This window comes from Rhizobium sp. N122, assembly GCF_002211295.1.
GTDB lineage: Bacteria > Pseudomonadota > Alphaproteobacteria > Rhizobiales > Rhizobiaceae > Rhizobium.
This window is the reverse complement of record NZ_LOKU01000034.1, coordinates 26,312-37,933: the sequence shown is the minus strand read 5'-3', so window position 1 is coordinate 37,933 and position 11,622 is coordinate 26,312. Positions and strand designations below refer to the sequence as shown.

The following is an 11,622-nucleotide window of genomic DNA, read 5'->3' as shown; positions in this document are numbered from 1 at the left end:
AGGATTACTTGGCAAGCAGCTTGTCGAAGAGCGCCTGGTCGTAATCCGAGTAGATATAGCCGTCGGCCGGGAACTTGTCGGCCCGGGCGAGGTAGCTGCCGATGGTGCTGTCGTCGATGACGGGCAGCGGCACCTTGACGAAAGCCGGCACGTCCTTGCCTTGCAGCGCCTGTACGGCGGTATAGACAGAGAGCGCGCCGAGCCAGTTCGGCTGCATCGTCGCCCAGCCCTTCAGGCCCTTCTCCTTCCACAGCTCCAGGAACTGCCTGGCATTTTCGCCCGTCGTCGGCACCTGGTCACGGCCCTGGCGCTCGAAGGCGAGGACGGAACCGGCCGACAGCGCGCCGCCGAGCGACAGCACGCCGTCGATGTCGGGGTTGGCAAAGAGCAGGCTGGTCATCGCTTCCTGTGCGGGCGCGACGTTATATTCGGTGTTGGTCTCGGTGATCACCTGCAGACCCGGATTGGCGTCGAGCACCGGCTGGGCACCCTTGCGGCGATCATCACTGACCGAAATGCCGGCCGGGCCGTTCATGATGATGATCTTGCCCTTGCCGCCGAGCTGGCTGACCATCCACTTGGCAGCGGTCGCACCCCATTCGTTGGAATCGGTGTTGATCTTTGCCGTCACCTTGTCGGTGTTCACCAGACTGTCGAAATTGACGACGGCGATGCCCTTGTCGCAGGCATCTGAAATGACGCGGTCGAGCGCGTTGGAGGAGCCGGCGATGACGACGATGGCGTCGACATTGGCGTCGATCATCGACTGGATATGCTGGATCTGCGTCTGGGCGTTGCCCTGCGCGTCGGTGATCATCAGGTCCTTGACGAGACCCGCCTTCTTCAACTCGTCCACCTCGGCCGCGATGGTGCCTTCGGTCTGCTTCATCCACGTCGGCACCGAATAGATGTTCGCCCAGCCGACCGTATAGGGCGCTTTCCTATCGCCCTTGATGCAATTGGCGGCGGCCAAGGCCGTGCCCGTAGAAAAGACGAGGAGGGCCGCGGCAGCGGCAGCGCCGGCGAGAAGGCGGCGGCGTAGTGAAGCGGAAATGCTGTGTTCAAAATTCTTCATGTCGATCCCCTTTTTTTGTGCGGCAGCCTTGACGGCCTGCCATCGATGTCCAATATACCGTACACATGATCTTTATACCGGACGAGGCGATCTTATGCCGATTTTTCTACCTCGCAAGAGGGGTGAAAAAAATTTTCGTCTGCTGTGAAATCACGGAGGTCGGTTGACAGATGCGGCGGAGGATTTGAAAAGCTTGGCCGAACAGAAATTGGGATCGACAGCAATGGATGCAGTTCAGGACGAAGCAGCCGGCAAACGCGCCCGCGGGCTCGACCGCGCCTTCGAAATCCTCGATTTCCTGCGCCAGAAACGGCAAGCGCTGAAGCCGAACGAAATCGCAGCGCAGATCGGCGCGCCGCGCTCCTCGGTCTACGAACTCGTCAACCTGCTGCTGAGCAACGGCATTCTGGAATTCACCGGCGGCGAGGGACGGGTCTATCTCGGCCGCAAACTCTATTTCCTCGGCGCCGCCTATGAAAATCATTTCGATTTCACCCGCGAATGCGAGGCGACGCTGGAACGGCTTGCCGACGAGACACGCGAGACGGCGCAGTTCTGCATGCTGGATGGCAACCGGTATACGGTGGTGCGCATGCGCGAAGGCGCGCGGCCGTTCCGCATTTCGACCGATGTCGGCCAGTCGGTGCCGATCCCGTGGACGGCGTCGGGACGGCTGCTGGTTGCGCATCTTTCGGATCAGGACATCCTGAATTTCATTCCGCCGCAGGATTTCCGCCTGCCGGGCGGCGAATGGCTCGAGCCCCAGACCTTCATCGCCGAGGTGCGCCAGGCCGAGCGCGAGGGCCTCTTCACCTTCAACAGCATCGTCGACAGCTTCACCCATTGTTTTGCCGTGCCGGTGCGCGGCGAGGAAGGCCATGCCGCCGCAACGCTCTGCCTCGTCACCCCGCGCGACGACGGCATCGCCAACCGGGACCGCTATCTCGACTGCCTGAAGAGGGCCGCCGCCGGCCTGGAGCATGCCCCGGCCCGGCCAAAACGAAGCTGACGCCCGGGCGGAAACATATGATCGATCGCCGGCGATACGGGAATCGTGCATAAACCGGTCACCAGCGGCATGCCCTTTTAGTCACGCGCCCCAGGCTCTTCGCCGGGCTCGCGGAATGCTGCGTATCGACCTATCCGGACCGAAGACGTGGAAGACCTCCCCGTTTAGCCCGATCGTTGATTTCCAGATTCAAGCCAATCCCGAAAATCTATTCACTCTTCTCCCGAAACTACGGAATGAAGTTTCTCTATAAAATCTATGGAGAACGTATTTTAGTACTCCGGCAGCCGACCTTTCATACCTTGGCTTGGGAAAGACCGGGCTGCGGACGGCAAACGGAGAGGACACGAAATGACACGGAAAATCAGGCTTGGAGCATTTCTCCCCGGTGGCGGTCAGCACGTCGCCTCGTGGCGCCATCCCGACCAGCCGGCCGACGGCGCCACCAGTTTCGAGTTTCACAAGCAACTCGCCCTGACGGCTGAGCGCGGCCTCTTCGATGCCTACTTCCTGGCCGATGGGCTGGCCGTCGGTTTTGGCGGCGCACGCGAAGGCGGCAATGCCCGTGTCGCCGGCTTCGAGCCTGTCACCTTGTTTTCCGCACTCGCGCCTCTGACCACCCATCTCGGTTTTATCGCCACCTCCTCGACCACCTATGAGGAGCCTTATACGACCGCCCGTAAATTCGCTTCGCTCGACCTGATCTCGGAGGGCCGCGCCGGCTGGAATGTCGTCACCACCACAGGTGATCTCACGGCGCAGAACTTCAATCGCGACACGCAGCTTCCGCATGCCGAGCGCTATCGCCGTGCTGCCGAACATGTCGACGTCGTCCGCAAACTCTGGGAGAGCTTCGAGGACGACGCGTTCATCCGCGACAAGGAGAGCGGCGTGTTCTTCGATCCGGCGAAGCTGCACGATACCGACCATCGCGGCGAGCATTTCAGCGTGCGCGGCCCGCTCAACGTCTCGCGCTCGCCGCAGGGACATCCCGTCATCGTCCAGGCCGGGCAGTCGGACGACGGGCGCGGGCTTGCCGCGGCAACGGCCGAAGTGATCTTCACCGCCCATCAGCACATCGAAACCGCCCAGGAATTCTACCGTGATATCAAGGCACGCGCCCGCGGTCTCGGTCGCAACCCCGATCACATCCTGGTCATGCCCGGCGTCTCCGCCTTCGTCGGCAGGACCGAAGCCGAGGCGCGGGAGAAATACGACCGCCTGACCTCGCTCATCGTCGAAGAGGACGGGATCGGCCTCCTCAACGGCCTGACCGGCGGCACGCTCGACCTGCACGGCTATGATCTCGACGGTCCTTTGCCGCCGGCGCCGCCGACCGAAGGTATGAAGAGCCGCCAGGCCCTCATCCGCCAGATCGCCGATGAAAACAACTTCACCATCCGCCAGCTCTATCAGTGGATCGCATCGGCCCGCGGCCACTACACCATCGTCGGCACGGCCGAGCAGATCGCCGACACGCTGCAGACTTGGTTCGAGAACGAAGCGGCCGACGGCTTCAACATTCTGCCGCCCTGGCTGCCGACGGCCCTCGACGATTTCGTCGATCTGGTCATCCCGGAACTGCAGCGCCGCGGCCTGTTCCGCACCGCCTATGAGGGCAGGACGCTCCGGGAAAATCTCGGCCTGCCTTTCCCCGCCAATCGATGGGCTGCCGAACACGCAGCCCTTCAGGCAGCAGAGTGAGGAGCGACCCATGGCCTATGAAATCAACCAGGTCCTCCCGAGAAGCTTCGGCCGCCTGAAAAGCGGCGAAACAAGCACGATCTCGATCCTCGCATCCTATCTGCGCGGCGCGCTGGCATCGCTTTTGCCGCGTTATGGCCTGCTCCTCGCTTTCCTCGCGCTCTGGCAGGTATCGAGCACCGAAGGTTGGGTCAATCCCGCCGTCTTCCCGCCCTTGAACGCAATCCTCTCGGCTCTGTGGACCAACCTTGCCAACGGCGCGCTGCTCGATGACATCGCCATCAGTCTGCAGCGATCCGGAACCGCCTTCGTCTTTGCCGTCGTGATCGGCATTCCGCTCGGTCTGTTCATGGGCCAGGTTCGTGCCGTCGAGCAGGCACTCGATCCCATCCTGCAACTCTTCCGCCAGACCTCGGCGCTGGCGCTCTATCCGGTCTTCATCCTGCTGCTCGGCCTCGGCGAAACGTCCAAGATCTTCGTGATCTTCTGGGCGACGCTGTTTCCGGTGCTGCTCGCCACGATCGGCGGCGTCAAGGAGGTGGACCAGAAGCTTATCGAGATGGCGCGGACCTATGGCGCCGGATCGCTGACTGTCTTCCGCCGCGTCATTCTGCCGGCCTCCGTCCCCGCAATCTTCGTCGGTCTGCGCCTCTCGGCGACGACGGCGCTGCTCCTGCTGATCGCCGCCGAGATGATCGGCGCCAACAAGGGCATCGGCTTCCAGGTCATGAACGCCCAGTACAATTTCCAGATCCCGCTGATGTTTGCGGCGATCCTGCTGCTCGCCTTTCTCGGCCTTGCCGCCAATGCCTTGCTGGTTCTCCTGCAACGCCGCCTCTGCCGCTGGTCTCAGCCGAACGCTTGATCTCTTTCTCCGATTTTCCTCTTCCGAAAGGACACGTCATGACTTTCCATCCTCGCAACCTTCTCCTGCCGGCCGTGATCGCGCTCGGTCTCGCCACGCCGGCAGCCGCCACCGATACCGTCAAGCTGCGCTATCTCGCGAGCCAAGGCGGCCTTGCCGCCCATGAACTCGCCGATGCGCTCGGCTATTTCAAAGACACCGGCATCACGCTGGAAAATGTCGGCTATGCCCAGGGCGGACCTGCCTCTCTCATCGCGCTCGCATCCGGTGACGTCGAGATCGGCAGCGCCGCCACGTCAGCCGTTTTGAACTCGATCATCGGCGGCAACGACTTTGTCGCCGCCTATCCGTCGAACGGCATCAATGACGAGGTGCAGTCGACCTTCTACGTGCTGGAAGACAGCCCGATCAAAAGCATCAAGGACATTGCCGGCAAGAGCATCGCCGTCAACACGCTCGGCGCCCATCTCGACTATACGATCCGCGAGGCCCTGCACTCTGTCGGCCTGCCGAGCGACTCCGCCAATCAGGTCGTCGTTCCCGGGCCGCAGCTCGAACAGGTGCTGCGCTCCAAGCAGGTCGACATTGCCGCCTTCGGCTATTGGCAGACGACCTTCGAGGGTGCGGCGCTGAAGAATGGCGGCCTGCGGGCGGTCTTCGACGATACCGACGTGCTCGGCGACATTGCCGGCGGCTTCGTGGTTCTGCGCCGCGATTTCATTCAGAAGCATCCCGAAGCCTCGAAGATCTTCGTCGAGCAGTCGGCCCGCGCCCTCGATTATGCCCGCGAACATCCCGAGGAAACCAAGAAGATCCTGGCCAAGGCCCTGACCGAACGCGGCGAAAACCCTGATATTGCTCAATACTTCCGCGGCTACGGCGTGCGCGCCGGCGGTCTGCCTGTTGAACGCGATATCCAGTTCTGGATCGACGTCCTGGTTCGCGAGGGCAAGCTGAAGCAAGGCCAGCTAGCGGCGAAGGACATCATCTTCGCGGCCGATGCCAAGCCGGCAAGCAACTGAGGAAGAGTGATGAGCCTCGCCCAAGACATTCGCCGCGGAGAGGTGACGATCCGTCACCTCTCCAAATCCTACAAGCTGAACGGCAGCCATCTGCAGGTTCTGAAAGATATCAATCTCCACATCCGCTCCGGCGAAAGCCTTGCAATCGTCGGCGCCAGCGGTTCGGGCAAGACGACCCTGCTCAGGGTTCTGGCCGGCCTCGAAGAGGCCGACACTGGTGACGTGCTTGTCGACGGCAAGGCGATCCGCGGCGTCGGCGCGGAACGCGCCGTCATCTTCCAGGAGCCGCGCCTTCTTCCCTGGCTCGATGTCCTCGGCAACGTCGCCTTCGGCCTGGAAACCAGAGGCCTCACCCGCGAGCAGGCGAGGGCGCGTGCGCGTCACTACGTCAAGCTCGTCGGTCTGCAGCAGTTCGAGGCGGCCTATCCCCGGCAACTCTCCGGCGGCATGGCACAGCGCGTCGGCATCGCCCGGGCGCTTGCCGTCCAGCCGGAAATCCTGCTGCTCGACGAACCGCTCGGCGCGCTCGATGCGATGACCAAGATCGGCATGCAGCAGGAACTCGCCCGGATCTGGCGCGATGAGGATGTGACGACCATTCTCGTCACCCACGATCTCGAGGAAGCGATCTATCTCGCCGACCGGATCCTGATCCTGCCGCGGGAAAAGGGGGCCGAACCGCGCCTGATCGATATCGATCTGCCGCGCCCGCGCGACCGAAGCGCACCGGAATTCGTCCGCCATCGCGAGGAACTGCTGAACCTGTTCGGGTTGCATTGAAGGCTGTTTGCCGCAGTCTTCCCGGCTATGCGATCCAGGGATCGATGAGCTCGATACCAAAGCCTTCGAAATCTTTCGTGTTGCGCGTCGCGAGGGTGAGATCGTGAGCAACCGCGGTTGCGGCGATCAGCCCATCCATTGAGGAGAGGCCGCGACCGCTCCGCTTCGCCCGGCCCATCAGGTCGCCCCAGGCCAGGGCAACCGGCTCCTCCACCGGGATGATGCGGCGCTCGAAGCGTTGCGGCAGGTCCCGGGCAAGCCAGTCGGCCAACGCGTCGCGTTTTCGTCCGCTGTCCATCAGGGCGACACCACGCCTGATCTCCGCGATCGACACGATGCTGATGAAGGTGCGATCCTCGTCGAGCTTGTCCAGCCACGCCAAGACGCGCATGTCAGGGTTCGGCTTCGTCACCTCGGACAGGACGTTGGTGTCCAGCAGAAGCCTCACAGTTCAGGATCACGCGGTTCGTCGCGTTGACGCTCGAGATCCAGAGCAGCGCCGCGCAGCGGCGAACTCATCAGAAATTCGACAAGCGTACCCTTGCGCTCGGTCTTGCGCTGCCATTCCTCGGCTGAGACGACGACGACGCTCGGCTTGCCGTTCCGGGTTATCGTCTGCGGGGCGGATTGCGCCCGTTCGATAACCTCGGAAAGCTTCGCTTTTGCGCTGGCAACGGTCCAGCTTTCATCGCCCTGCCGTGATGGCTGCATTGCGCAACTCCATGACCAGAATGACCATAGTGACTATATAAGCCGAGTTTGGAGGAGTGGCAAGCGGCGCGGCTATTACGGTTTGCTTCTCGCTCCTGCGGTCAAATAGGGCCGTCGATCTAATTCCGCGGACCTCAAGGAACTGCGCAGCCGCAGCAGATCTTTTCGGGCGATCAGACCGCGCAGTCTGCCCGATGCCGGATCGACGATCGGAATACGGCCATTGTCCGTCGACAGCATCAGATCGGCAATGAATGCGACCGTATCGTCAGGATGCCCGACGGGAACGGAATCATCCGTGACGGTTTCGCCAAGCGTCTGGGCGGCGAGATCGGGCTTGCCCTGCCAGAGCAGGGCATCGGCCCGCGAGACGATGCCGGCCAGTTTGCCCTGAGTATCGACCACCGGATAAATCCGGTGCGTCTTCTGCTCGGAGGCGAAGAAATCGCAGGCCTCGCCGATTGTCATCGTAACGGGAAGCGTGTCGACATCACTGATCATGATCTCCCTTGCCCGTGAGAGTTCGAAGGGATCGACGCCGTATTCGCGGGTGATGTGCTGCCCGCGGCGGGCGATCTTCTCGGTAAGGATCGAGCGGCGCAAGAGAAGAACCGTGACGGCATAGGCCACCACCGTTGCGGCGAGCAGAGGAACGAGCGTGCTGATGTCGCCGGTGATCTCCATGGCAAAGAAGGTCCCCGTCAGCGGCGCGCGCATGGTTCCGCCCATCATCGCCGCCATGCCGAGCAGCGCCCAGAAGCCCGGATCATTGCCGGGCATGACAAGGCCGACCAGCCATCCGAGCGCGCCGCCGAAGATCAGAAGCGGCGCGAGCACGCCGCCGGAGGTGCCCGAAGACAGGGCAAACAGCCAGATGACGGTCTTCACCAGCAGGATCGACATCACCGCCGGGGCGAGCAGCCGGTTGTTGAGCAGGCCATCGATAATGTCGTAACCGACACCCATCGCCCGCGGTTCGATCAGGCCGCCGAGGCCGATGACGAGACCGCCGAGCATCGGCCACCACATCCAATGGATCGGCAGCGCCTCGAACAAGTCCTCGATCCGATAGAGCAGTGTCGTCAGCAATCCCGATTGCAGCCCCGATATGATGCCCATTGCCGCACAGGCGAAAATTCCCCACCAGGGCAAATCCACCTGGAAATGGGTCGGGAACAGCGGTCCGGTGCCAAAGAGCAGCGGACGCCAGCAGATCGACACGCAGGCAGCAACGGCGACGGGAATGAAGCTGCGCGGCTTCCATTCGAACAGCAGCAATTCGACCGCCAGCATGACGGCGGCGATGGGTGAACCGAAGATCGCCGTCATGCCTGCGGCGGCACCCGCGACGAGCAGCGTCTTCCGCTCGGCCGCGCTCATATGGAAGAATTGCGCGAACAGCGATCCGATCGCCCCGCCGGTCATGATGATCGGCCCCTCGGCGCCGAACGGGCCGCCGGTACCGATCGAGATCGCCGACGACAGCGGCTTCAACACGGCGACCTTCGGCGACATCCGGCTGCCGCCGATCAGGATCGCTTCGATTGCCTCGGGAATGCCGTGGCCGCGAATTTTTTCCGACCCGAAGCGGGCCATCAGGCCGATCACCAGTCCGCCGAGCGGCGGCACCAGCACCACCCACAGCGAGCGCGGCACTGGAGCCAGAGAGTTAGGCTGAATGCCGATCTCTCCGAACCAGACGACATTGGTCACCAGCGCGATCAGGCTGACGAGACACCAAGCCGCAAAGGCGCCCGCGGTGCCGACGATGATGGACATCCCGACCAGCAGGAGAACCCGCTTGTCGGTGGTGAAATCGCCGGCCTCGCGCCGGGAAAGACCGCCGGTAAAATCATGCGGCCGGTTGCTGGGTTGATGCTGCGCCATGGAAGCCTCTGCTACGCGGAAATGGGTCTGCTTGAGTGGCGTGATTATATCGTGATACGATATAAATCAATGGGCGAAAGCAAGAAGGCGAAAATCTCTCGGAAGATGCCTCACTTGACCGGCCGGCGGCTGCCCATCTATTCGAGATCGGCAATAGCGCGCGCATGGATCGCCTCCTGCGAACCAAGCGGCAGAGGAGAATGAGTGTGAAGAAAATCCCGCCGCCGCTGAGACAGGAGGATTATGAGGCGCTCGCCGACCTCAGATTCGCGCTTCGCCAGTTCATGGACTTCAGCGCGTCGGCCGCCCAGTCGGAAGGACTGCCCGTGCAGCAGCATCAGGCGCTGCTGGCGATCAAGGGGCAACGCGGCGGCGAAACCATGACCATCGGCATGCTGGCCGAGCGGCTGATCATCGCGCCGCATACGGCGACCGAGCTCGTCGGGCGGCTATCGGATGCCGGACTGGTCGAACGCCATGCCGATCCCACAGACAGGCGCCGCCAGACGCTGCTGCTGACCGAGAAGGCGGATGAGCTTCTGACGAGGCTGAGCGCCGTTCACCTTTCGGAAATCAGGGTGATGGCGCCGAAGCTGATCGAGCTTCTGCTCGAGCTGCAGAAGACGGCGCCGAAAGCGCAGTGAACGCGGCTGCGGCTGGCGGCACTCACACAGTCTCGGCGACCAGCGGCTGAATGACGGGCTGACCGCGGTGGTCGCGCAAAACCTCAACATCCACGCCATAGGTCTGCGCGATCAGCGAAGGCGTCACGATCGATTGCGGGTGACCATTCGCTTTCATCGCGCCATCCGCGATCACCAGCAGGTTGTCTGCATATTGGCAGGCCAGATTGAGATCATGCAGCACGACCATGGTGACCCAGCCATTGGCGCGCGTTTCCCGGCGCACCAGGTCGAGCAGCGCGATCTGATGCTTCAGATCGAGCGCGCTGACGGGTTCGTCCAGCAGCATGACTTTCGGCGCGCGCATCAGCACCTGCGCAAACAGCGCCATCTGCCTTTGTCCGCCGCTGAGCGACGCGATGTCGCGGCCGGCAAGATGGGCGATGCCGGCCTGCGAAAGCCGCGTCATCGCCATGTCGAGCGTCTCGTCATCAATGTGCAGCGAGAGCCGGCCAAGCCGCCCGAGCACCACGACTTCGAGAACGGTGAGCGCAATATCGGCGGCGGTGTCCTGCGGCATATAGGCGAAGCTTTCGCGCCAGGACTTCAGCGTCCGCGCGCTCGTGCGTCCGGCGGAGAGGCTGTTGCCGCCAAGCGTCAGCCTGCCCTCGGCGAGCGGCAAGTCGCCGAAGAGCGCCCGCAGAAGCGTGGTCTTGCCGGTGCCGTTGGGGCCGATGACGGCGTGAATCTTGCCGGTCTCCAGGCAGGTGTCGATACCGGAGACGATCCTTTGACCACCGCGTTCGATGGCGATGTTTTCGAGGCGGATCATGCGCCGGACCTCTTCGGCGCAAAGATCAGCCACAGCAGGAACGGCACGCCGACGATGGCGGTGACGATACCGACCGGAAACAGCGCGCCCGGAATGATCGACTTCGACACGACGGAAGCCGCCGACAGCATCAGCGCGCCGCTGACGACGGACATCGGCAGAAAGAAACGCTGATCTTCGCCGACCGTCATGCGGGCGATGTGCGGGGCGACGAGACCGATGAAGCCGATCACGCCGACGAAACTGGTGGCGGTCGCTGTCATGATGGCAACGATGACGAGGACCTTCATGCGTAAGAGCCGGACATTGACGCCGAGGCTTGCCGCCCGCATCTCGCCCATGCGCAGGGCCGCCAGCTTCCAGGAATCCGCCATGAGCATAGCGCAGCAGACGAACGTGACAGCCGCGGTCAGACCGAGTGTCGGCCAGGTCGCCTTCGTCAGACTGCCGAACAGCCAGAACAAGATCTGCTGCGATAGCTCCGGCGAGGAGAGAAACTGGATCAGCGATAGCAGCGACTGGAACAGGAAGAGAAGGGCGATGCCGCCGAGAATGATGGTTTCCGCTGTCATGCGGCGCATCGATGCGAGGGTGAAGAGAAAGAGCGCCGCCAGCATGGAAAAGACGAAAGCGCCGAGCGGCACGGCGATCATCGCATCGAGGCCGAAGCCGCCGAGCGCCAGAACCAATGCTGCTCCGAACCCGGCCGCGGCCGCCATGCCGAGCGTATAGGGGCTGGCCATCGGATTGTTGAGAAGCGTCTGCATCTGCGCGCCTCCGGCCCCGAGCGCTCCACCGACGGCAAGCGCCATCAGCGCCATGGGCAGGCGCAAGCCGCGAACGATGGCATCAGTCATTCCTGCCCGCTCGCCGAGACCCGTGAGCGACCGCACCACTTCTGCCGGCGACAGCCGCGAGGGGCCTGTCGCGATATCGAGAACGAGACAGACCGCCATCAGCGCGACAAAAAGGAGCAGGCTGCGCCAGCGCCTGCGTTCACGCAGCCGGTGCGCGCCGATCGCTTCGGCATTGCGGGCGGTCACTGTCATGGGAAAACTCTCGATTGGAAACGAGCGCCACCGAAGATGGCGCTCGCGGAGATGGGCCGGCCGGG

The 11,622-nt window shown here is 63.0% G+C and carries 12 protein-coding genes; 6 read left to right on the top strand and 6 right to left on the bottom strand.

What is annotated here, in order from left to right; translation table 11 throughout:
- Positions 1 to 4: 4 nt before the first annotated feature.
- Entirely contained in the window at positions 5 to 1,075 is a 1,071-nt protein-coding gene (locus ATY75_RS21765) for an ABC transporter substrate-binding protein (protein WP_088939156.1), read from the bottom strand.
- A 223-nt stretch (positions 1,076 to 1,298) separates the two neighbouring features.
- Between ATY75_RS21765 and ATY75_RS21760 the strand changes: the two genes are divergently transcribed.
- From ATY75_RS21760 to ATY75_RS21740, 5 genes are all read left to right on the top strand, one after another.
- Positions 1,299 to 2,084 (top strand): IclR family transcriptional regulator, encoded by a 786-nt coding sequence (locus tag ATY75_RS21760; protein WP_088939155.1) that lies wholly within the window; start codon positions 1,299 to 1,301, stop codon positions 2,082 to 2,084.
- 351 nt (positions 2,085 to 2,435) lie between these two features.
- Positions 2,436 to 3,788 (top strand): LLM class flavin-dependent oxidoreductase, encoded by a 1,353-nt coding sequence (locus ATY75_RS21755; protein ID WP_064841700.1) that lies wholly within the window; start codon positions 2,436 to 2,438, stop codon positions 3,786 to 3,788.
- 10 nt (positions 3,789 to 3,798) lie between these two features.
- The gene (locus ATY75_RS21750; RefSeq protein WP_064841699.1) at positions 3,799 to 4,653 is read left to right on the top strand and encodes an ABC transporter permease; all 855 of its coding nucleotides are present in this window, start codon (positions 3,799 to 3,801) and stop codon (positions 4,651 to 4,653) included.
- A gap of 38 nt (positions 4,654 to 4,691) precedes the next feature.
- Positions 4,692 to 5,675 carry an ABC transporter substrate-binding protein gene (locus ATY75_RS21745; RefSeq protein WP_088939154.1) on the top strand — a complete coding sequence of 328 codons (984 nt, stop codon included), beginning with the start codon at positions 4,692 to 4,694 and terminating at the stop codon, positions 5,673 to 5,675.
- A 9-nt stretch (positions 5,676 to 5,684) separates the two neighbouring features.
- The gene (locus tag ATY75_RS21740) at positions 5,685 to 6,455 is read left to right on the top strand and encodes an ABC transporter ATP-binding protein (RefSeq protein WP_064841697.1); all 771 of its coding nucleotides are present in this window, start codon (positions 5,685 to 5,687) and stop codon (positions 6,453 to 6,455) included.
- A 25-nt stretch (positions 6,456 to 6,480) separates the two neighbouring features.
- Here the strand turns inward: ATY75_RS21740 and ATY75_RS21735 are convergent, their stop codons facing one another.
- The 3 genes from ATY75_RS21735 to ATY75_RS21725 form a co-directional block, all read right to left on the bottom strand.
- Entirely contained in the window at positions 6,481 to 6,903 is a 423-nt protein-coding gene (locus ATY75_RS21735) for a type II toxin-antitoxin system VapC family toxin (protein ID WP_088939153.1), read from the bottom strand.
- Positions 6,900 to 7,166, bottom strand: coding sequence for a type II toxin-antitoxin system Phd/YefM family antitoxin (locus ATY75_RS21730; RefSeq protein WP_088939152.1), 267 nt, complete (start codon positions 7,164 to 7,166; stop codon positions 6,900 to 6,902). The genes ATY75_RS21735 and ATY75_RS21730 overlap by 4 nt, the downstream gene beginning before the upstream one ends.
- 75 nt (positions 7,167 to 7,241) lie before the next feature.
- The gene (locus ATY75_RS21725) at positions 7,242 to 9,053 is read right to left on the bottom strand and encodes a chloride channel protein (protein ID WP_088939151.1); all 1,812 of its coding nucleotides are present in this window, start codon (positions 9,051 to 9,053) and stop codon (positions 7,242 to 7,244) included.
- A 206-nt stretch (positions 9,054 to 9,259) separates the two neighbouring features.
- On the opposite strand from ATY75_RS21725, the gene ATY75_RS21720 reads away from it, so the two are divergent.
- On the top strand, positions 9,260 to 9,697 hold the full coding sequence (locus ATY75_RS21720; protein ID WP_064841693.1) for a helix-turn-helix domain-containing protein: 438 nt from the start codon (positions 9,260 to 9,262) through the stop codon (positions 9,695 to 9,697).
- A gap of 22 nt (positions 9,698 to 9,719) precedes the next feature.
- On the opposite strand, the gene ATY75_RS21715 is transcribed toward ATY75_RS21720, so the two are convergent.
- Both ATY75_RS21715 and ATY75_RS21710 read right to left on the bottom strand, forming a co-directional pair.
- On the bottom strand, positions 9,720 to 10,508 hold the full coding sequence (locus ATY75_RS21715; protein ID WP_088939150.1) for an ABC transporter ATP-binding protein: 789 nt from the start codon (positions 10,506 to 10,508) through the stop codon (positions 9,720 to 9,722).
- Positions 10,505 to 11,557 (bottom strand): iron ABC transporter permease, encoded by a 1,053-nt coding sequence (locus ATY75_RS21710; protein WP_088939149.1) that lies wholly within the window; start codon positions 11,555 to 11,557, stop codon positions 10,505 to 10,507. The genes ATY75_RS21715 and ATY75_RS21710 overlap by 4 nt, the downstream gene beginning before the upstream one ends.
- Positions 11,558 to 11,622: the final 65 nt, after the last annotated feature.

What these genes read in the sequence shown, in the direction of transcription:
- ATY75_RS21745 (WP_088939154.1), top strand. Translation starts at nt 4,692, where the DNA reads ATGACTTTCCATCCTCGCAACCTTCTCCTGCCGGCCGTGATCGCGCTC.
- ATY75_RS21750 (WP_064841699.1), top strand. Translation starts at nt 3,799, where the DNA reads ATGGCCTATGAAATCAACCAGGTCCTCCCGAGAAGCTTCGGCCGCCTG.
- ATY75_RS21740 (WP_064841697.1), top strand. Translation starts at nt 5,685, where the DNA reads ATGAGCCTCGCCCAAGACATTCGCCGCGGAGAGGTGACGATCCGTCAC.
- ATY75_RS21710 (WP_088939149.1), bottom strand. Translation starts at nt 11,557, where the DNA reads ATGACAGTGACCGCCCGCAATGCCGAAGCGATCGGCGCGCACCGGCTG.
- ATY75_RS21725 (WP_088939151.1), bottom strand. Translation starts at nt 9,053, where the DNA reads ATGGCGCAGCATCAACCCAGCAACCGGCCGCATGATTTTACCGGCGGT.
- ATY75_RS21760 (WP_088939155.1), top strand. Translation starts at nt 1,299, where the DNA reads ATGGATGCAGTTCAGGACGAAGCAGCCGGCAAACGCGCCCGCGGGCTC.
- ATY75_RS21765 (WP_088939156.1), bottom strand. Translation starts at nt 1,075, where the DNA reads ATGAAGAATTTTGAACACAGCATTTCCGCTTCACTACGCCGCCGCCTT.
- ATY75_RS21755 (WP_064841700.1), top strand. Translation starts at nt 2,436, where the DNA reads ATGACACGGAAAATCAGGCTTGGAGCATTTCTCCCCGGTGGCGGTCAG.
- ATY75_RS21715 (WP_088939150.1), bottom strand. Translation starts at nt 10,508, where the DNA reads ATGATCCGCCTCGAAAACATCGCCATCGAACGCGGTGGTCAAAGGATC.
- ATY75_RS21730 (WP_088939152.1), bottom strand. Translation starts at nt 7,166, where the DNA reads ATGCAGCCATCACGGCAGGGCGATGAAAGCTGGACCGTTGCCAGCGCA.